Raw genomic sequence first — 18624 nt, 5'->3', positions numbered from 1 at the left:
TTGGAGCCCTAGGATGACGCGCTCCGGCCATCCCCCCCGCGGTCACCGCCCCACCCGGGACCGCCCGACCCCGCGCCGAAGGCACGCTCCCCCCGCCGGCGCTGCGACGATGGACTCCCAGACCTCACAGTCATCCCAGGCATCCCAGTCACCCCACACGTTCCAGGTCGACCTGCGCGGTCTGGTGGACCTGCTCTCCCATCACCTCTACTCCAGCCCCAAGGTCTATCTGCGCGAGCTGCTGCAGAACGCGGTGGACGCCATCACCGCGCGACGGGCCGAGGAACCCTCCGCGCCCGCCCGGGTGCGGCTGCACGCGGCGGACGGGTCGCTGCGCGTGGAGGACAGCGGCGTCGGGCTCACCGAGTCGGACGTGCACAGCCTGCTGGCGACCATCGGCCGCAGTTCCAAGCGGGCGGACGGCCTCCAGGAGGCCAGGTCCGACTTCCTCGGCCAGTTCGGCATCGGCCTGCTGGCCTGCTTCGTGGTCGCCGAGCGGATCCGCGTGGTCAGCCGCAGCGCCCGTACGCCCGGGGCGCCGCCCGTGGAGTGGACGGCGAGCGACGACGGCTCGTACACCGTGCGGACCCTGCCGGACGAGGCGCGGCCGGAGCCCGGCACCACCGTGCACCTGGTGGCCCGGGCGGGCGCGGCCGAGTGGCTGTCGCCCGAGCGTGTCCTCGCCCTGGCCCGGGACTTCGGGTCGCTGCTGCCCTACGACGTCCGGGTGGGCGAGGAGGCGGTCACGGACCTGCCCGCGCCCTGGGACCGGCCGTACCCGAGCCCGGCCGCGCGCCGGGTGGCGCTGGCCCGGCACTGCCACGAGCTGTTCGGCTTCTCCCCGCTGGACTCGATCGACCTGGACCTGCCGCTGGCCGGGATACGCGGGGTGGCCCATGTGCTGCCGTCGGCGGTCAGTCCGGCGCAGCGGGCCACGCACCGCGTGCACCTGAAGGGCATGCTGCTCACCGAGCGGGCCGAGCAGCTGCTGCCCGAGTGGGCGTTCTTCGTGCGCTGCGTCCTGGACACCGACAGTCTGCGGCCCACGGCCTCGCGGGAGTCGCTGTACGAGGACGAGACCCTGGCGGCCGTGCGGGAGGCGCTGGGCGAAAGGATTCGGTCCTGGCTGACCGGGCTCGCGGCCGGCGATCCGGAACGGCTTTCCGCGTTCCTCGCCGTGCACCACCTGGGGGTGAAGTCCCTGGCCCGGCACGACGCGGACATGCTGCGCACGATGCTGCCGTGGCTGCCGTTCGAGACGACCGACGGGCAGCTGTCCCTGGAGGAGTTCGCGCAGCGGCACCCGGTCGTCCACTTCACGCGGACGGTCGAGGAGTACCGGCAGGTCGCGCCGATCGCCGCGGCGCAGGGCGTCGGGGTGGTCAACGGCGGCTACACGTACGACAGCGAGCTGGTCGAGGCGCTGCCGTCGGTGCGGCCGGGGACGGTGGTCGCCGAGCTGGACGCGGACACCGTGACGGCGCACCTGGACGCCGTCGACCCGGCCGAGGAGCTGGCGCTGGCCGGTTTCCTGGCGGCCGCGCGCGCGAAGCTCGACCCGCTGGGCTGTGACGTGGTGCTGCGCGCCTTCCATCCGCTGTCCGTGCCCGCGCTGCACCTGGACGACCGGGCGGCCCGGCACGAGCAGGCGCGGGCCGAGGCGGAGGAGCAGGCGGACGAGCTGTGGGCGGGCATCCTGGGGTCGCTGCGCGGCAGCGCCCCCCGCGCGCGTCTGGTGCTCAACCACCTCAACCCGCTGATCCGCCGGATCAGTTCGCTGCGGGACCGGGAGCTGATCGGCACCGCGACCGAGTCGCTGTACGGGCAGGCCCTGCTGATGGCGCAGCGGCCGCTCAGGCCGGCCGACTCCGCGCTGCTCAACCGGGCGTTCATCGGCCTGCTGGAGTGGGCCACTCACGGGGAGAACGGTCGCTGATGGACGAGATCACCGACTTCGACGCGCTGCGCCGGGCGATGGCGGAGAACTCCGAGCGGCCGGAGGGCCCGGCGCGCAACGCGCGCGCGGAGCAGCTGCTGGTCGAGGCCGAGCGGCTGAACGTCCCGCTCGCCGTGATCGAGGCCCTGGGGCACCAGCTGAAGGTCTACAACTACAGCTCCGAGAAAGACCGGATGTTCGTCCCGTTCGCGCGGCTGCTGCGCATGTGGGACGAGCGGCCGGAGGACTTCGACGAGTACGAGGCGCACTCGCTGCACTGGGTCTTCAAGTGGGTGTCGGCGGGCATGCTCGACCAGCCGCACATCCCGCTCGCCTCGGTGGAGAAGTGGCTCGGCGAGATGGAGCACCGCTACCGGCTCGCGGGGCACTCGGAACGGGCGGTGCGCAGCGCGGAGTTCAGTGTGGCCGCGCACGTCGGGGACCTGCCGCGGGCGGAGCGCGCGTACGCCGCGTGGCTGGCCGCGGACCGGGACCGGATGGCCGACTGCCACGCCTGCGAGCTGCACGGGCAGGGCGCCTGGCAGGTGGAGCGGGGCCGGGACGAGGAGGCGCTGCGGCTGTGGGGGCCGGTGCTCCAGGGCGAGTACAGCTGCGCCCACGAGCCGCACACGGTGCTCGCCTCGTCGCTGGTGCCGTTGCTGCGGCTGGGCCGCGTGGACGAGGCCCGTGCCCATCACCTGCGCGGGTTCCGTCTGGTCCGCCCGATGGAGAGCATGCGGGGCGCCTACGCGGACCACGTGGAGTTCTGCGCGCTGACCGGGAACGAGGCGCGGGGTCTGGAACTGCTGGCCGAGCGGCCGGCGTACTTCACGGACACCGGGCACCCGCGCAGCCGGCTGGACTTCCTGGCCGTGGTCGCGCTGCTGATGGAGCGGCTGTCGGCGCTGGGTCTGGGTGAGCAGGGGGTCCCCGGTCCGGCGGGGCGTTCGTGGAGCGCGCGGGAACTGGGCGCCCACGCGCGGGTGGAGGCGCTGGAGCTGGCCGCGCGGTTCGACGGGCGCAACGGCACCTCGCACATCGGTGACCGCGCCCGCGCCCGGATGGCCCAGGAGCCCTTGGTGGAGCGGCTGCCGCTGGGGGTCCGCAGGGCGCGTCCGGCGCCCGTGGCCGCTCCGGCGGCCGCGCGGACCGCCGAGCGCACGGAGCCGACCGGGCGGCCGGACCTGCCGGCGCTGATCGCCGAGGCACGGCGGCTCGCGCAGAGCCTGCGGCCGGGCGCGCTGGAGGCGTGGGCGGCGGTCGCGCGGGCCGCCGAGGGTACCGAGCTGGAGCCGCGGGCCCGCGCGGAGGTCATGGACCACGAGGCGATGGCCCGTGGCCCCGAGGGCCTCGCCCTGTTCGAGCGGGCCGCGCGGCTGTACGCGGAGGCCGGCGATCCCGGGGAGGCCCTGGCGGCACGCGCGCGGGGGGCCTACGTACGGGCGCTGACGGGTGAGGTGGACGCGGCGCTGGCGGCGGTCGCCGGGCCGTACGACGAGGTGCTCGCGCTGTACGCCGAGGACGCCACCGGGGTGCGGCAGACGGCGTCGGTGGTGATGAGCCGGGCGCGGATCCTCATGCGCCGGGTGCACGAGGAGGTCCCGGAGGCCGCGGGTCCGGCGGAGGGCGCCACGGACGCCCGGGGGCGGGGGCGGATGCGCGCGAGGCGCTCGCCGAGGCCGAGGGGGCCGTGCGGGAGGTGCTGGCCCTGGTCGAGGGGCGCACCGGCGACGACGTGCGGACGGCCGCCCGGTCGGCCGAGGCGCGGGCGATGCTCGCCGAGCTGGCCGGGCGCTCGGGGCGGGAGTCCGAGGCGGTACGGCTGCTCCGGCGGGCCGCCGCCGAGTACGTGGCCGCCGGGCTGCCGTGGTACGCGGTGGAGCACGAGGTGGGGGCGGCCTCGCTGGCGCACCGGCTCGGGGACCCGGCCGGGGCCGAGCAGGCGCTGCGATCCGCCCTGGAGCACGGCGGGCCGTATGTGGAGCCGGCCGGCCGCGCCCAGCTGAACCTCCAGCTCGCGGAGCTGATCGGTGCCCGCGGCGAGGCCGGCGAGGCGGCGGAGCACGCCCTGGAGGCCGCGCACTGGGCCGACGAGGCGGGTCAGAGCGCCACGCTGGGCGCCTGGGCCCGGCACCAGCTCGGCGGACTGCTGCTGCGCCAGGACCGGTACGCGGAGGCCGCCGAGGTGCTGGAGTCGGCGTTGCCCGACCTGTCCGAGGAGACGCACGGCGACGGGGCCGTCGTCCAGACGCTCTGGTGGCTCGGGGACTGCCTGGGCGAGCTGGGCGAGCACCGGGAGGCGGCGGAGCGCCGGCTGCGGGCCGCCGACATCGCCCGGCACTGGCCGGAGCAGCAGGACCACGCGACGCTCGCCCACCTCGCCGCCGAGTCCCTGAGCAACGCGGGCCTGCTGGAGGAGGCGGACCGTGCCTACGCGCGCGCGGGCGAGCTGTGGCGGGGGCTGGACAACCCGGTCTTCCTGGTGCGCTCGATACGCGCCCGTGCCTGGCTGGCGCTGCGCGGCGAGGCCGGGGAGCGGGGCGCGCGGGAGCTGATGGCGGACGCGGTGCACGCCTGTGAGGAGGCGCTGCGGGCTGCCGCCGACCCGGCGGACCGGGACCGGCTCGTGGCGGAACTCGGCAACACCCACAGCCAGTTCGGCGACCTCTTGGCCCGGTTGGGGGCAGAGGCGGCCGAGGCGGCTGAAACGGCCCAGGAGGCCGAAACCGCCGAGCGGTCCGGAACGGCCGAGGGAGCCGGGCGGGAGGCGTTCGAGGCCGCGCTGGTGCAGCTGGACCGGGCGGCCGGGCTGTTCGGCACGCTCGGGGCGGCGGGGCTGCACAGCCGTACGGGCGCGGAGCTCGCCGCCGCCGGGCTGGAGGCCGACCTCGGCCGGACCGCCGCCGCGGCGGCACGCGCGCGGGGTGTGCTCGCGGCCTACGAGGGCGCCGACTCCGGTGACGGGACCGTCCGGGCGCGGCGGGCCGAGGCGGAGCGGTTCCTCGGGCCGGCGCGGCCCGGGGCGTGACCCCGGTTCACTCCACGCCGATGAGGAGCAGCGCCCCCTGCCGGCCGCCCCGGTAGACCACGGTGTCCACCGCGAGGTAGGACTCGCGCACGCGTGCCTCCAGGCGGTCGGCGACGCTCTCGGGCGCCTCGTCGCCGACCACGAGGGTGACCAGCTCGCCGCCGGCCTGGAGCATGCGGTCCAGGACGGTGACGGCGGTGGCGGCGACGTCCGGGCCGATCACCGCCACGTCCCCGTCGATCAGGCCCAGCACGTCCCCGGCCTGGCAGATGCCCGCCGTGGTCCAGGAGCGGTGCTCGGCGACGGCGACCTCGGCGTACCGGGTGGCGCCGGCCGCCGAGGTCATCTGGACGACGTCCTCGTCGAACCGGCGTCCCGGTTCGTGGACGGCGAGCGCGGCGATGCCCTGGACCGCCGAGCGGGTCGGGATCAGGGCCACCCGGATGCCCTCGGTGCGGGCCTGCTCGGCCGCGGCCGCCGCCGTGTGGCGCAGCTCGGCGTCGTTGGGCAGCAGCACGACCTCGCGTGCGTGGGCGCGCCGTACGGCCTGGACGAGCTCCCCGCTGGCGGGCGGCTCGCCGGGGCGGGCGAGGACGGCGGTCGCGCCGGCCTCGGTGTAGAGCCCGGCCAGGCCCTCGCCGGGCACGACGGCGACGACGGCCCGCTGGGCGCGCTCGCGGGGCGGCTGCTCACCGCCGGTGTGCACGTCGCCGAGGCCGAAGTGGGTGATGCGGATCCGGTGCGGCCGGCCCGCCTCGACGCCCGCCTCCACGGCGGCGCCCGCGTCGTCGACGTGGACGTGGACGTTCCACAGTCCGTCGCCGCCGACCACGACGAGGGAGTCGCCGAGGGCGTCGAGCCGGGCGCGCAGCCGGGCCACGGCCGTGTCGTCCGCCTCCAGCAGGTAGATCACCTCGAAGGCGGGGCCGCCCGTCCCGGTGGCGTCGGCGCAGGACGCGGGAGTGGAGCCGCCCGTGCCGGTGGCCGCGCCGGGGTGCGGTTCCTCCTGGGGGGCGGCTTCCGCGTGGGCGGCGGCTTCCGCGCGGACCCAGGGCCCGGCCCCGGCGCCGCCGGGGACGCCCGTCACGCGCGCGTGCGCGTCGGTGGCGGCCTGCGCGGCGTGCAGGGTCTCGCGGACCGCCTCCCCGGTGCACGCCTCCACGAGCGCTCCGAGTACGGCCACGAGTCCGCGGCCGCCCGCGTCGACGACGCCCGCCCGGCGCAGCACGGTCAGCTGGCCGGGGGTGGCCGCCAGGGCGGCCCGGGCGCCCTCGTAGGCCGCCCGCGCGACGGCCCGGCAGTCGCCCGCGGCGGCCTCGGCGGCCTCGGCGGCGGCGGAGGCGACCGTCAGCACGGTGCCCTCGACCGGATGGGCCACGGCCTCGCGCGCGGAGTCGGCGGCCCGCCGCAGCGCCCGCCGCAGCCCCGCGCCGTCCGTACCGGAGGTGCCCGGGGTGCTGTCGGCACTGCCGGTGCCGCCGGTGCCGTCCTGCCCGTGCGGGGAGTCGCCGGCGAGCTCCTGCGCCATGCCGCGCAGGAGCTGCGCGAGGATCGTGCCGGAGTTGCCGCGGGCCCCGATGAGCGCCCCGTGGGCCATGGCGCGCACCGCGTCCGCGAGGGACGGCTCCGCCGAGCCCGTCCCGTACCCGGCGAAGACGGCCTCGACGGCGGTGGCCGCGGACTCCAGGGTCAGGTACAGGTTGGTGCCGGTGTCGCCGTCGGCCACCGGGTAGACGTTGATGGCGTCGATCTCCTCGCGGGCCCGCCCCAGTGCCCGCAGCGCCAGACCGCACCAGGTGCGTACCGCGAGAGCATCGAGTGTCTGCGGCGCCTGCGCCACCTGCGCCTCCCTGAGCTGCTTGGACGTGGGACGCAGCGTAGACCCCGGAGGGGTGCCCTCCGGAAGAGGGCCGGGAGCGGGGCGCTGAGTCGCCATGGTAGTTTCGTTGTACGGACGCAGTCGTTGTATGCTGCTCCGGTTGCCCGATCTGATCGGGCCATTCCCCCTGGCAACGCCACTCAAGGTCTCAGGTCTTATGATCTCGATCCCGGCATGCCGGGATCAACCGTAAGTGCATCTGAAGTCTTTGGAGTGACCCGTGGCTGCCAACTGCGACGTCTGCGGCAAGGGGCCGGGCTTCGGCAACAACATCTCGCACTCGCACCGCCGTACGTCCCGCCGCTGGAACCCGAACATCCAGCGTGTGCGTACCGTGGTCGGCGGGACGCCGAAGCGCGTGAACGCTTGCACCTCGTGCATCAAGGCCGGCAAGGTCTCGCGCTGACGCTACCGCTGAGCGCGCGGCCACTGTTCGGTTCGCTGCACAAAGCCGGTCCACCTCCGGGTGGGCCGGCTTTTGCCATTGCCTGATCGGACATCGCCTGATCCGACATCGCCGGATCGGATGCCCTGATCCGATCCGTACCGCGCGCCCGGCGCCGTCCGTGCTCAGGTGCGCGTGCGCCAGCCGTGGTCGACCGGTCCGATGCCCGCTCCGAGGGCGAACCCGGCCGCGATCGCCCCGGTGACGTACTCCTTGGCCGCATGGGCCGCCTCCGGGACCGAAAGCCCCTTCGCCAGCCCCGACGCGATCGCCGAGGCGAGCGTGCAGCCGGTGCCGTGGGTGTGCCGGTTGTCGTGGCGCGGGGCCCGCAGCCAGTGCTCGGCGGAGCCGTCGGTCAGCAGGTCCACCGCGTCGCCCGCCAGGTGCCCGCCCTTGATGAGCACCCAGCGCGGCCCGTACGCCAGCACGGCCGCCGCGGCCCGGCGCAGATCGTCCTCCGACTCGACCCCGACCCCGGTGAGTTGCCTCACCTCGTCCAGGTTGGGGGTGGCCACGGTCGCCGCCGGCAGCAGCGCGGTGCGCACCGAGTCCAGCGCGGAGGCGGCCAGCAGCGGATCACCGTGCTTGGAGACGCCGACCGGGTCCACCACGGCGGGCGCGTCCGTGCCGGCGATCAACTCGGCGACCGCCTCGACCAGTTCGGCCGAGGCCAGCATGCCGGTCTTCACGGCCTGGACCCCGATGTCGTCGACCACGCTGCGGTACTGGGCCCGTACGGCCTCCGCCGGCAGTTCCCAGGCGCCCTGGACGCCCAGGGAGTTCTGCGCGGTCACGGCCGTGATCACGCTCATGCCGTGCACGCCGAGCGCCAGCATCGTCTTCAGGTCGGCCTGGACGCCCGCTCCGCCGCCGGAGTCGGAGCCCGCCACCGTGAGCACGCGCGGGATCACGGTTCCAGGTCCCCGAAGTGGTCCCAGCCGCCCTTGCTGGTCCACGGCGCCCCGTCGACGGTGACCTGGGGCAGCGCCGAGGGGTTGAGGACCTCGCCGATGACCTTCCAGCGGGCCGGCAGCTTGGCGTCGGGCGGGAAGGTCGCCACTATCGCGTGGTCCTCTCCCCCGGTCAGCACCCACTGCAACGGGTCGACGCCGACGGCCTGGCCGATGTCGTTCATCTGCGAGGGGATGTCGATCGCCCCGGAGCGGATGTCGATGCGGACCGAGCTGGCCTCCGCGATGTGCCCGAGATCGGCGATCAGCCCGTCACTCACGTCGCACATCGCGGTCGCGCCGAGCGCGGCGGCGGCCGGGCCCGCGTGGTACGGCGGTTCGGGACGCCGGTGGGCCTCCACGAAAGCGCGCGGGGAGCGGAAGCCGCGGGAGAGCACCGCGTAGCCGGCCGCGGACCAGCCGAGCCAGCCGGTGACGGCCACCAGGTCGCCGGGCTGGGCGCCGCCACGGGTGACGGGCTCCTGGTTGCGCAGGTCACCGAGCGCGGTGATCGACACCATGATGGTGTCCCCGCGCACGACGTCACCGCCGACCACGGCGGCACCCGCGACCTGGCACTCGTCGCGCAGGCCGTCCATCAGCTCGGTGGGCCAGGTGACCGGGAGTTCGGCCGGGACGACCAGGCCGAGCAGGAGCGCGGTCGGCACGGCGCCCATGGCGGCGATGTCCGCGAGGTTCTGCGCGGCCGCCTTGCGCCCGACGTCGTAGGCCGTCGACCAGTCGCGGCGGAAGTGCCGTCCCTCCAGCAGGATGTCGGTGCTCGCCACCACCCGGCGGTCGGGCGCGGCGACCACCGCGGCGTCGTCACCGGGGCCGACCCGGACCACCGGGGTGGTGGTGAGACGGGAGGTCAGCTCCCTGATGAGCCCGAACTCACCTAGCTCACCCACTGTGCCCTTCATTGCCCTCAAGCCCCTTCTGTGCCGGTCCGTGCCCGGTCGCGCGTCATCAGTGTCCCCGATACCGTCGAGGTGACCGTCAACTTCTGTCGTGCCTGCACCCTGGCGCGCAAGCCCGGTCCCCGCTGGGTCTCCCCGCGGGGAGCGGCGACGCGATACCGTGGCGTTCCTTTTCCCCACATGATCCTCGTGGCCGCCCTGGAGGTTCCGTGGTACAGGCGTACATCCTGATCCAGACGGAGGTCGGCAAGGCGTCGACCGTCGCCGAGACGATCAGCAAGATCCCTGGTGTGATCCAGGCCGAGGACGTGACGGGACCGTACGACGTCATCGTGCGCGCCCAGGCCGACACGGTCGACGACCTGGGTCGCATGGTGGTCGCCAAGGTCCAGCAAGTGGACGGCATCACCCGCACCCTGACCTGCCCGGTCGTGCATCTGTAGCCCCCGTCTACCCTTGGCCGGTGAACATCTTCCGTCACCGGCCCCTCGGCCTGCTCGCACCCGCGCTGCTGATCGCGGTCGCGGGCTGCTCCTCGGCGGACGACAGCGCCACGGTGGCGGTTCCCAGCCCCGACGCCAAGACGGCCGGGGTCTGCCGGGACCTGCACCGGGCGCTGCCCGAGAAGCTGGACGGACGGGGCCGCGACGACCCCGAGCCCCGGTCCGCCTACACGGCGGGCTGGGGAAGCCCGGCGATCATACTGCGCTGCGGTGTCCGGCGGCCGCCGAAGATGGTGGACCCGAAGGTGGCCGAGGGCGGGGACCCCGACGCCGTGGCGGGCGGGGTGGACGGCGTCGACTGGCTGATGGAGAAGCGGGACGACGGCACCTGGCGCTTCACCACGGCGAACCGCGTGGCCTATGTGCAGGTGAGCCTGCCCCGGGGGATGTCCGGACAGGACGCGACGCCGGTGCTCACCGGCCTCGCGCCCTCCGTCGGGAAGGCGATCCCCAAGGGGATCGCCTCCATGCGCTGACGGTGGGCCGGTGCGGGCGCGCGGTCAGCGCAGCCCGGTCGAGCGGCGCAGCGCGGCCTGCACCAGGCGGTCCACCAGCTCCGGGTAGCCGATGCCGGTGGCCTGCCACATCTGCGGGTACATCGAGATCGGCGTGAAGCCGGGCAGGGTGTTGATCTCGTTGATCACGAACTCGCCGTCCTCGGTGAGGAAGAAGTCCGCGCGGACCAGGCCCTCGCAGGAGGCCGCGTCGAAGGCCTCGACCGCGAGCCGCCGCACCTCGGCGGTCTCCTCGCCGGTCAGCGGGGCCGGGACGATGCCGGGCGTGGAGTCGATGTACTTGGCCTCGAAGTCGTAGTACGCGTGCTCCTGGGGCGGCGGGATCTCGGCCGGGACCGAGGCGCGCGGGCCGTCCTCGAACTCCAGCACGCCGCACTCGATCTCGCGGCCGCGCAGGGCCGCCTCGACCAGGATCTTCGGGTCGTGCGCCTGGGCCTCGGCGATCGCCTCGTCCAGGCCGGAGAGGTCGTCGACCTTGGTGATGCCGATGGAGGAGCCCGCGCGCGCGGGCTTCACGAACAGCGGCCAGCCGTGCTCACCGGCGAAGTCGATGATCTTCTTGCGGGCGGCGGACTCGTCCTGCTCCCACTCGCGCGGGCGGATCACCACGTACGGGCCGACCTTGAGCCCGAAGGAGGTGAACACCCGCTTCATGTACTCCTTGTCCTGGCCGACGGCCGAGGCGAGCACGCCCGAGCCCACGTAGGGCACCCCGGACAGCTCCAGCAGGCCCTGGAGGGTGCCGTCCTCGCCGTAGGGGCCGTGCAGCACCGGGAAGACCACGTCGACCTCGCCGAGCGCCTTGGGCACGGCGCCGGGCTCGGTGTAGACGACCTCGCGGTTGTGCGGGTCGACGGGGAGCACCACGCCGCCGTCGGCGGACTCCGCCAGTTCCTCGACGGCCGGCACCCGGCGGTCGGTGATGGCCATGCGCTCGGGCTCGTCGGCCGTCAGGGCCCAACGGCCGTCCCGGGTGATGCCGATCGGCAGAACGTCGTACTTCGTCCGGTCGATGGCCTTGAGGACGGCGCCCGCGGTGACCACGGAGATCCCGTGTTCGGAGCTGCGTCCGCCGAACACGACGGCCACGCGCGGCTTGCGGGACGGCTGCTCAGGGCTCTGGGGGAGGTTCTCGGTGCTCATATCGGGTTGAGCGTACCCGCAGGCAGAGCCCCGATACAGCGTCGACGCAGGGGCGTCGCTCAGCGTCGTTCCGGCTTCGCGCTGCGCGACATCAGCTCCTTGAGGGCGACCACCGGCGGCTTGCCCTCGTGCACGATGTCGACGACCGTCTCGGCGATGGGCATCTCGACACCGTGCCGGCGGGCGAGATCGGCCACGGACTCGCACGACTTGACGCCCTCGGCGGTCTGCCGGGTGACCGCGATGGTCTCCTCCAGCGTCATCCCCCGGCCCAGGTTGGTGCCGAAGGTGTGGTTGCGGGAGAGCGGCGAGGAGCAGGTGGCGACCAGGTCGCCGAGGCCGGCGAGGCCGGAGAAGGTCAGCGGGTCGGCGCCGAGGGCCATGCCGAGCCGGGTGGTCTCGGCCAGGCCGCGGGTGATGAGGGAGCCCTTGGCGTTGTCGCCGAGGCCCATGCCGTCGGCGATGCCGACGGCGAGCCCGATGACGTTCTTGACCGCGCCGCCGAGTTCGCAGCCGACCACGTCGGTGTTGGTGTACGGCCGGAAGTACGACGTGTGGCAGGCGGCCTGGAGGCGCCGGGCGACCTCCTCGTCGGTGCAGGCCACGACGGCGGCGGCCGGCATCCGGGCGGCGATCTCGCGGGCCAGGTTGGGGCCGGTGACGACGGCGATGCGGTCGGCGCCGACCTTGGCGACGTCGTCGATCACCTCGCTCATCCGCATGGCGGAGCCGAGTTCGACGCCCTTCATGAGGGAGACGAGCACGGTGCCGGGCGCGAGCAGCGGCGTCCACTCGGCGAGGTTGGCCCGCAGGGTCTGGGAGGGGACGGCGAGGACGGTGAAGTCGGCGTCCCGCAGGGCCCCGGCGGCGTCGGAGGTGGCGCGCAGGTTCTCCGGGAGTTCCACGCCGGGCAGGTAGTCGGGGTTGGTCCGCGTGGAGTTGACCGCCTCGGCCAGCTCGGTGCGGCGGGCCCACAAGGTGACCTCGCAGCCCGCGTCGGCGAGGACCATGCCGAAGGCGGTGCCCCACGAGCCGGTGCCCATGACGGCCACCCGGACAGGCTTGCTCACTTGCCGCTCTCCTCTTCGCTGCCGCCGCCCGGTACCTCCGTGCCGGCCGGCGCGGTCTCCGCCCCGGTGAGCGAGGCCGTCCCGCCGTCGGGCGCGTCCTCGCTGCCGGCCAAGGAGGCCCGCTCCGCCTGCGCCCGGGTCTTGCGGCGCTGCTCGATCCGCTCGCGGCGGGGGTCGTAGGGCGTCTCGGGGGCCTTCTCGCCGCGGATCTCCTCCAGCAGGCGGGTGATCGCCGCCATGATGACCTCGGTGGCCTCGCGCAGGAGGTCGGCGGTCATCTCCTGGTCGTAGAACCGGGAGAGGTCCACCGGCGGGCCCGCGAGGACCTGGTGGGTCTTGCGCGGGAAGAGGTGGGGCTTCTTGGCGTAGGGCGGCAGCAGTTCGTTGCAGCCCCACTGGGCGACCGGGACGACCGGGCACTTGGTCTGCAGGGCGACCCGGGCCGCGCCGGTCTTGGCGGTCATGGGCCAGCCGTCCGGGTCGCGGGTGAGGGTGCCCTCGGGGTAGAAGGCGACGCACTCGCCGCGCTCCACGGCGTCGATCGCGGCACGGAAGGCGCTGAGCGCGTCCGTGCTCTCGCGGTAGACGGGGATCTGCCCGGTGCCGCGCATGGCGGCGCCGACGAATCCCTTCTTGAAAAGTCCGCTCTTCGCCAGGAATCGCGGAACCCGTCCGGTGTTGTACTGATAGTGCGCGTACGCGAAGGGGTCCACGTGGGAATTGTGGTTCACCGCGGTGATAAATCCACCGTCGGCCGGAATGTGTTCCATTCCGCGCCAGTCCCGCTTGATCAGAACCACCAGCGGCGGTTTGCAGAGGACCGCTGCGAAGCGGTACCAGAACCCGATTCTGCGGCGGGACACGCGGACACCTTCCTTTAGGACTTGCTCAGGCCCCGGGGGCCGCACAAGTGTCGCCCCGGGCCGCCGGTCTGTCGAGGACACCGTACGCCCCACCCACCTCCGTGCCGGATGCACCGGGTGACAATGAGCGCGACGAGAGAGGGACGGTACGCCGGTGCAGTGGACCTTGGTCATCCCCCTGAAGCCCCTGGCGCGGGCCAAGAGCAGGCTCTCGGACACGGCGGCCGACGGGGTGCGCCCCGGTCTGGCCCTGGCGTTCGCGCAGGACACGGTGGTCGCGGCGCTGGCGTGCCGGGCGGTGGCGCATGTGGCGGTCGTCACGGACGACGTGCTGGCCGGCCGGGAACTGGCCGTGCTGGGCGCCCGGATCGTCCCCGACACACCGCGAAGCGGCCTGAACGCCGCTCTCCGGCACGGCGCGGACGCCGTACGGGAAATGCACCCCGAGGCCGCCGTCGCGGCGCTGAACGCCGATCTTCCGGCCCTGCGCCCGCCGGAATTGGCCCGGGTGCTGGACGCGGCGGCCGAATTCCCGCGCGCCTTTCTCGCGGACGCGGCCGCCCTCGGGACCACTCTGCTGGCCGCGGCGCCCGGACGGGATCTGAGTCCGGCCTTCGGTACCGGTTCCCGGGACCGGCACCGGGTCTCCGGCGCGGCGGAACTCGGTCTCGGCGGGGTCGACTCGGTACGCCAGGACGTGGACACCGGCGAGGACCTGCGCGCGGCGCTGGCGCTGGGCGTCGGCCGGTACACGGCGGCGGTGTCGGCGGGGCTGCTGATACCGGGCTCCTGAAGGGGCCGGCGGGCCGCGGGCGGGCCGGCGCAGGCACTACGCTGGCGGTCATGCAGGCGACCGCATACACGTACGACCCCGAGACCCGCAGCGGGCAGGTGCTGCTCGACGACGGCACCCCGGTGCCCTTCGGCGCGGCGGCGTTCGACGCGGGCGCGCTGCGGCTGCTGCGGCCCGGGCAGCGGGTGCGGATCGAGACCGAGGGCGCCGGTGACGCCCTGCGGATCACGCTGGTGACCCTGCAGACGTTCTGAGACCGTCCGGAGAACACCGCGGGCCGGGCTCCCCAGGGGAGTCCGGCCCGGCGCGTGGCTGTCCCGGTGACCTTACGACGTCGCCTTGCGGGCGGTGGTCTTCTTGGCGGTGGTCTTGCGGGCCGTCGACTTCTTGGCCGGGGCCTTCTTGGCGGTGACCTTCTTGGCCGGGGCCTTCTTGGCCGTCGCCTTCTTGGCGGTGGTCTTCGCGGCGGTGGTCTTGGCGGTCGCCGTGGTCTTCTTGGCGGGCGCCGCCTTCTTCGCCGTGGTCTTCTTCGCGGCGGCGGCCGTGGTCTTCTTCGCCGGCGCCGCCTTCTTCGCCGTGGTCTTCTTCGCGGCGGCCTTGGTGGTCTTCTTCGCGGCGGCCTTCTTGACCGTGGCGGAAGCCAGGCCGGTCAGGCTGCCCTTGGGCGCCTTCTTGACGGAGACCTCACCGCCGCGCGGCAGCTTCTTCGACCCGCTCACCAGGTCCTTGAAGCCCTGACCGGCGCGGAAGCGCGGCACGGACGTCTTCTTGACGCGAACCCGCTCGCCCGTCTGGGGGTTCCGGGCGTAGCGAGCGGGACGGTCCACCTTCTCGAAGGACCCGAAACCGGTGACCGAGACCCGCTCGCCCGCGACGACCGCGCGGACGATGGCGTCCAGGACATGATCGACGGCTTCGGCGGCCTGCTGGCGGCCGCCCACCTTCTCGGCAATCGCTTCTACGAGCTGCGCCTTGTTCACGTCTTCCCCTTCGGAGACATCGCCAGAACGAAAGTGTTCAAGCTTTTTCGCACGTTAGGCAGATATATACCGCAAATCAAACACGAAACGGGCTAATCACCCTTGTGCCGCAACGGACTCGGTTGTCTCGGGCTGTTCAGCGGTCCTCTTCGGGGATGCGACCCTCGTCCAGGTCCTCGGTGAACCGCTCGAGCCGCCGTGCCGCAGCGGCGGGATCGTGCTTGGCCGCGGCCGTAATGACCAGCAGCTTCCGGGCCAGCGCCATCCGTACGCCCTCCGGGACTTGCAGTGCGCGCACTCTTGCGTGCGCTTCCTTGAGCTGGTTCGCGACCGCCGTATAGAGCTCGAGTTGGCCGTCGTGTTCCATGCACAGATTGTGCCATCTGGGGCGAGTTGTCGCCTGCGCAGGGTGCAACTGCCGCCCCGTACAGCCATCTCGGCACTTTCCGGCGCCGCGGTACCGGTGACCGCGTACCCGGCCAACGAGGCGTTTAACGTGGGAAGTTGACCGGCCGACCGGAGCGGCAGGGGGCCGTTCGGGTGCAGAAACGGCCGTACCCCCGATCGTGGCGATCGGGGGTACGGCGGGAGTGTTGCGGTGACCGAAACTCGACTTGTCCGGCCGCCGGGGATCAGCTCTGGAGGGTGCGCGGCTTGTAGGCGGGGCGCTTGTCCTCGTAGGCGGCGATGTCGCCCTCGTTCTGGAGCGTGAGGGAGATGTCGTCCAGGCCGTTGAGCAGCCGCCAGCGGGAGTTCTCGTCCAGCTCGAAGGCGGCGGTGACGCCCTGGGCGCGCACCTCACGGGCCTCGAGGTCCACCGTGACCTCGGCCGTGGGGTCGGCCTCGGTCAGCTCCCACAGCGCGTCCACGACCTTCTGGTCGAGGACCACCGTGAGCAGCCCGTTCTTCAGCGAGTTGCCCCGGAAGATGTCCGCGAAGCGGGAGGAGATCACGGCCTTGAAGCCGTAGTTCTGCAGCGCCCAGACGGCGTGCTCCCGGGAGGAGCCGGTGCCGAAGTCGGGGCCGGCCACCAGGACCGTGGCGCCCTGGCGCTCGGGCCGGTTGAGGATGAAGGACTCGTCCTTGCGCCAGGCCTCGAACAGCCCGTCCTCGAAGCCGTCCCGGGTCACCTTCTTGAGCCAGTGGGCGGGGATGATCTGGTCGGTGTCGACGTTGCTGCGGCGCAGCGGGACGGCCCGGCCGGTGTGGGTGGTGAAGGCTTCCATGGTTCTCAGACTCCAGCGGGCACGGGGGCGTCGGACAGGTCGGCGGGCGAGGCCAGGTGGCCGAGGACGGCGGTCGCGGCCGCGACCTGCGGCGACACCAGGTGGGTGCGGCCGCCCTTGCCCTGCCGTCCCTCGAAGTTGCGGTTGGAGGTGGACGCGGAACGCTCGCCCGGGGCCAGCTGGTCGGGGTTCATGCCGAGGCACATCGAGCAGCCCGCGTGCCGCCATTCGGCGCCGGCCTCCTTGAAGACCACGTCCAGGCCCTCGGAGACGGCCTGCAGACCGACCCGCGCGGAGCCCGGGACGACCAGCATCCGTACCCCGTCGGCGACTTTGCGGCCCCGCAGCAGGTCGGCGGCGGCACGCAGGTCCTCGATGCGCCCGTTGGTGCAGGAGCCTACGAAGACGGTGTCCACCTTGATGGAGCGCAGCGGCTGTCCGGCGTCCAACCCCATGTACTCCAGGGCCTTTTCGGCGGCCAGGCGCTCCGAAGCGTCTTCGTACGAAGCCGGGTCGGGGACGGCGGCCGAAAGCGGTGCGCCCTGGCCGGGGTTGGTACCCCAGGTGACGAACGGCGACAGTGCGGCGGCGTCGATGTGCACCTCGGCGTCGAAGACGGCGTCCTCGTCGGTGCGCAGCGTCCTCCAGTACGCGACCGCCGCGTCCCAGTCGGCGCCCTCGGGGGCGTGCGGGCGGCCCTGGAGGTAGGCGAAGGTGGTCTCGTCGGGGGCGATCATGCCCGCGCGGGCACCGGCCTCGATCGACATGTTGCAGATGGTCATCCGGGCCTCCATCGAGAGCTTCTCGATGGCGGAGCCGCGGTACTCCAGGATGTAGCCCTGGCCGCCGCCGGTGCCGATCTTCGCGATGATCGCCAGGATCAGGTCCTTGGCGGTGACGCCCTCGGGCAGCTCGCCGTCGACCGTGATCGCCATGGTCTTCGGGCGGGCCAGCGGCAGCGTCTGGGTGGCCAGCACGTGCTCGACCTGCGAGGTGCCGATGCCGAACGCCAGCGCGCCGAAGGCGCCGTGCGTGGAGGTGTGGGAGTCGCCGCAGACGACCGTGGTACCGGGCTGGGTCAGACCCAGCTGCGGACCCACGACGTGCACGACACCCTGCTCGACGTCGCCGAGCGGGTGCAGGCGCACGCCGAACTCGGCGCAGTTCTTGCGCAGCGTCTCCAGCTGGGCCCGGGAGACCGGGTCGGCGATCGGCTTGTCGATGTCGAGGGTCGGGGTGTTGTGGTCCTCGGTCGCGATGGTGAGGTCGAGGCGGCGCACCTTGCGGCCGCTGAGCCGCAGGCCGTCGAAGGCCTGCGGGCTGGTCACCTCGTGCAGCAGGTGCAGATCGATGTAGAGGAGGTCGGGCTCGCCCTCGGCGCGCCGGACGACGTGGTCGTCCCAGACCTTCTCCGCGAGTGTCCTACCCATCGCTTTCCCTCCGGTCGGCACGCTTCCACCGACACAACTAGAGATCTTCAGGAAGCGGCTGCCCGCGCCCCGGTTCGGGCGTCCGCCGCCAGGCCCCGTGGTCCACGGGCCGCTGTGTGATTCCAGAGTGGCGCGTTCCATGGAAAATTGAACTTGCGTTTCACAGAGTGAGACGGGAGTATCGTTGCATGGACAACAGTAGCGGCGTCGGCGTTCTGGACAAGGCGGCCCTCGTCCTGAGCGCTCTGGAGTCCGGTCCGGCCACCCTCGCGGGTCTGGTCGGGGCCACCGGACTGGCACGACCCACGGCCCACCGCCTGGCCGTGGCCCTGGAACACCACCGCATGGTGGCACGCGACATGCAGGGCCGGTTCATCCTCGGCCCGCGCCTCGCGGAGCTCGCGGCCGCGGCCGGCGAGGACCGGCTGCTCGCCACGGCGGGCCCCGTGCTCACCCACCTCCGCGACGTCACCGGTGAGAGCGCGCAGCTCTATCGCCGCCAGGGTGACATGCGGATCTGCGTGGCCGCGGCGGAACGCCTGTCCGGCCTGCGGGACACGGTCCCGGTCGGCTCCACGCTGACCATGAAGGCCGGCTCCTCGGCGCAGATCCTGATGGCCTGGGAGGAGCCCGAGCGGCTGCACCGGGGTCTGCAGGGCGCCCGCTTCACGGCGACGGCCCTGTCGGGCGTACGGCGGCGCGGCTGGGCCCAGTCCATCGGCGAGCGCGAGCCGGGCGTCGCGTCCGTCTCCGCGCCCGTGCGCGGCCCCTCCAACCGCGTGGTGGCCGCCGTCTCCGTCTCCGGCCCCATCGAGCGCCTGACCCGGCACCCGGGCCGGATGCACGCCCAGGCCGTCATCGACGCCGCGTCCCGCCTCTCCGAGGCCCTGCGCCGCACGGGCTGAACCGGCGCGGTCCCGCCGGAACACGGTCGCCCCAACGC

17 protein-coding genes and 1 pseudogene are annotated in these 18624 nt (G+C 73.5%); 8 read left to right on the top strand and 10 right to left on the bottom strand.

Going from position 1 to position 18624, the window contains the following annotated elements; genetic code table 11:
- The first annotated feature begins 109 nt into the window (after positions 1-109).
- Both B446_RS26265 and B446_RS26260 read left to right on the top strand, forming a co-directional pair.
- Positions 110-1936: an HSP90 family protein gene (locus B446_RS26265; RefSeq protein WP_020942455.1), complete on the top strand. Its 1827-nt coding sequence runs from the start codon at positions 110-112 to the stop codon at positions 1934-1936.
- A pseudogene (locus B446_RS26260) lies at positions 1936-4964 on the top strand (tetratricopeptide repeat protein). Before B446_RS26265 ends, B446_RS26260 begins: the two are co-directional and overlap by 1 nt.
- Before the next feature lie 7 nt (positions 4965-4971).
- On the opposite strand, the gene B446_RS26255 reads toward B446_RS26260, so the two are convergent.
- The gene (locus B446_RS26255) at positions 4972-6804 is read right to left on the bottom strand and encodes a DAK2 domain-containing protein (RefSeq protein ID WP_020942453.1); all 1833 of its coding nucleotides are present in this window, start codon (positions 6802-6804) and stop codon (positions 4972-4974) included.
- 259 nt (positions 6805-7063) lie between these two features.
- On the opposite strand from B446_RS26255, the gene rpmB reads away from it, so the two are divergent.
- Positions 7064-7249: a 50S ribosomal protein L28 gene (rpmB, locus tag B446_RS26250; RefSeq protein ID WP_003993230.1), complete on the top strand. Its 186-nt coding sequence runs from the start codon at positions 7064-7066 to the stop codon at positions 7247-7249.
- Positions 7250-7413: 164 nt separating this feature from the next.
- Here rpmB and thiD read toward each other — a convergent pair whose 3' ends face one another.
- The gene (gene thiD / locus B446_RS26245) at positions 7414-8199 is read right to left on the bottom strand and encodes a bifunctional hydroxymethylpyrimidine kinase/phosphomethylpyrimidine kinase (protein ID WP_020942452.1); all 786 of its coding nucleotides are present in this window, start codon (positions 8197-8199) and stop codon (positions 7414-7416) included.
- The gene (locus B446_RS26240) at positions 8196-9161 is read right to left on the bottom strand and encodes a thiamine-phosphate kinase (RefSeq protein ID WP_020942451.1); all 966 of its coding nucleotides are present in this window, start codon (positions 9159-9161) and stop codon (positions 8196-8198) included. The genes thiD and B446_RS26240 overlap by 4 nt, the downstream gene beginning before the upstream one ends.
- Before the next feature lie 206 nt (positions 9162-9367).
- Here B446_RS26240 and B446_RS26235 point away from each other — a divergent pair, with 206 nt between their 5' ends.
- Both B446_RS26235 and B446_RS26230 read left to right on the top strand, forming a co-directional pair.
- Positions 9368-9601 carry an Lrp/AsnC family transcriptional regulator gene (locus B446_RS26235; protein ID WP_003997603.1) on the top strand — a complete coding sequence of 78 codons (234 nt, stop codon included), beginning with the start codon at positions 9368-9370 and terminating at the stop codon, positions 9599-9601.
- Positions 9602-9621: 20 nt separating this feature from the next.
- Entirely contained in the window at positions 9622-10137 is a 516-nt protein-coding gene (locus tag B446_RS26230) for a DUF3515 domain-containing protein (RefSeq protein ID WP_020942450.1), read from the top strand.
- A 24-nt stretch (positions 10138-10161) separates the two neighbouring features.
- Here the strand turns inward: B446_RS26230 and B446_RS26225 are convergent, their stop codons facing one another.
- Genes B446_RS26225 through B446_RS26215 form a run of 3 tightly spaced genes read right to left on the bottom strand, consistent with a single transcriptional unit; the run spans position 10162 to position 13252 of the window.
- On the bottom strand, positions 10162-11319 hold the full coding sequence (locus B446_RS26225; RefSeq protein WP_020942449.1) for a D-alanine--D-alanine ligase family protein: 1158 nt from the start codon (positions 11317-11319) through the stop codon (positions 10162-10164).
- A gap of 59 nt (positions 11320-11378) precedes the next feature.
- The gene (locus tag B446_RS26220) at positions 11379-12389 is read right to left on the bottom strand and encodes an NAD(P)H-dependent glycerol-3-phosphate dehydrogenase (RefSeq protein WP_020942448.1); all 1011 of its coding nucleotides are present in this window, start codon (positions 12387-12389) and stop codon (positions 11379-11381) included.
- Positions 12386-13252 carry a lysophospholipid acyltransferase family protein gene (locus tag B446_RS26215; protein WP_020942447.1) on the bottom strand — a complete coding sequence of 289 codons (867 nt, stop codon included), beginning with the start codon at positions 13250-13252 and terminating at the stop codon, positions 12386-12388. Before B446_RS26215 ends, B446_RS26220 begins: the two co-directional genes overlap by 4 nt.
- A gap of 154 nt (positions 13253-13406) precedes the next feature.
- On the opposite strand from B446_RS26215, the gene cofC reads away from it, so the two are divergent.
- A complete protein-coding gene (gene cofC, locus B446_RS26210; RefSeq protein WP_020942446.1) occupies positions 13407-14045 on the top strand; it encodes a 2-phospho-L-lactate guanylyltransferase in 639 nt (212 codons plus the stop codon).
- 50 nt (positions 14046-14095) lie between these two features.
- The gene (locus tag B446_RS40410) at positions 14096-14299 is read left to right on the top strand and encodes a hypothetical protein (protein WP_020942445.1); all 204 of its coding nucleotides are present in this window, start codon (positions 14096-14098) and stop codon (positions 14297-14299) included.
- A 72-nt stretch (positions 14300-14371) separates the two neighbouring features.
- Here B446_RS40410 and B446_RS26200 read toward each other — a convergent pair whose 3' ends face one another.
- The 4 genes from B446_RS26200 to leuC form a co-directional block, all read right to left on the bottom strand.
- Positions 14372-15025, bottom strand: a complete 654-nt coding sequence (locus B446_RS26200) for an HU family DNA-binding protein (protein WP_020942444.1) — start codon at positions 15023-15025, stop codon at positions 14372-14374.
- A gap of 136 nt (positions 15026-15161) precedes the next feature.
- Positions 15162-15392, bottom strand: a complete 231-nt coding sequence (locus B446_RS26195; protein WP_020942443.1) for a hypothetical protein — start codon at positions 15390-15392, stop codon at positions 15162-15164.
- Positions 15393-15657: 265 nt separating this feature from the next.
- A complete protein-coding gene (gene leuD / locus B446_RS26190; RefSeq protein WP_020942442.1) occupies positions 15658-16251 on the bottom strand; it encodes a 3-isopropylmalate dehydratase small subunit in 594 nt (197 codons plus the stop codon).
- Between the two features lie 5 nt (positions 16252-16256).
- The gene (gene leuC, locus B446_RS26185; RefSeq protein WP_020942441.1) at positions 16257-17681 is read right to left on the bottom strand and encodes a 3-isopropylmalate dehydratase large subunit; all 1425 of its coding nucleotides are present in this window, start codon (positions 17679-17681) and stop codon (positions 16257-16259) included.
- Positions 17682-17869: 188 nt separating this feature from the next.
- Here leuC and ndgR point away from each other — a divergent pair, with 188 nt between their 5' ends.
- Positions 17870-18586, top strand: coding sequence for an IclR family transcriptional regulator NdgR (gene ndgR / locus B446_RS26180; RefSeq protein ID WP_020942440.1), 717 nt, complete (start codon positions 17870-17872; stop codon positions 18584-18586).
- Positions 18587-18624 lie beyond the last annotated feature (38 nt).

It is taken from the genome of Streptomyces collinus Tu 365 (genome assembly GCF_000444875.1).
GTDB classification, from domain to species: domain Bacteria; phylum Actinomycetota; class Actinomycetes; order Streptomycetales; family Streptomycetaceae; genus Streptomyces; species Streptomyces collinus_A.
The sequence above is the reverse complement of the archived record's forward strand: the minus strand, read 5'-3'. Positions and strand labels throughout refer to the sequence as shown.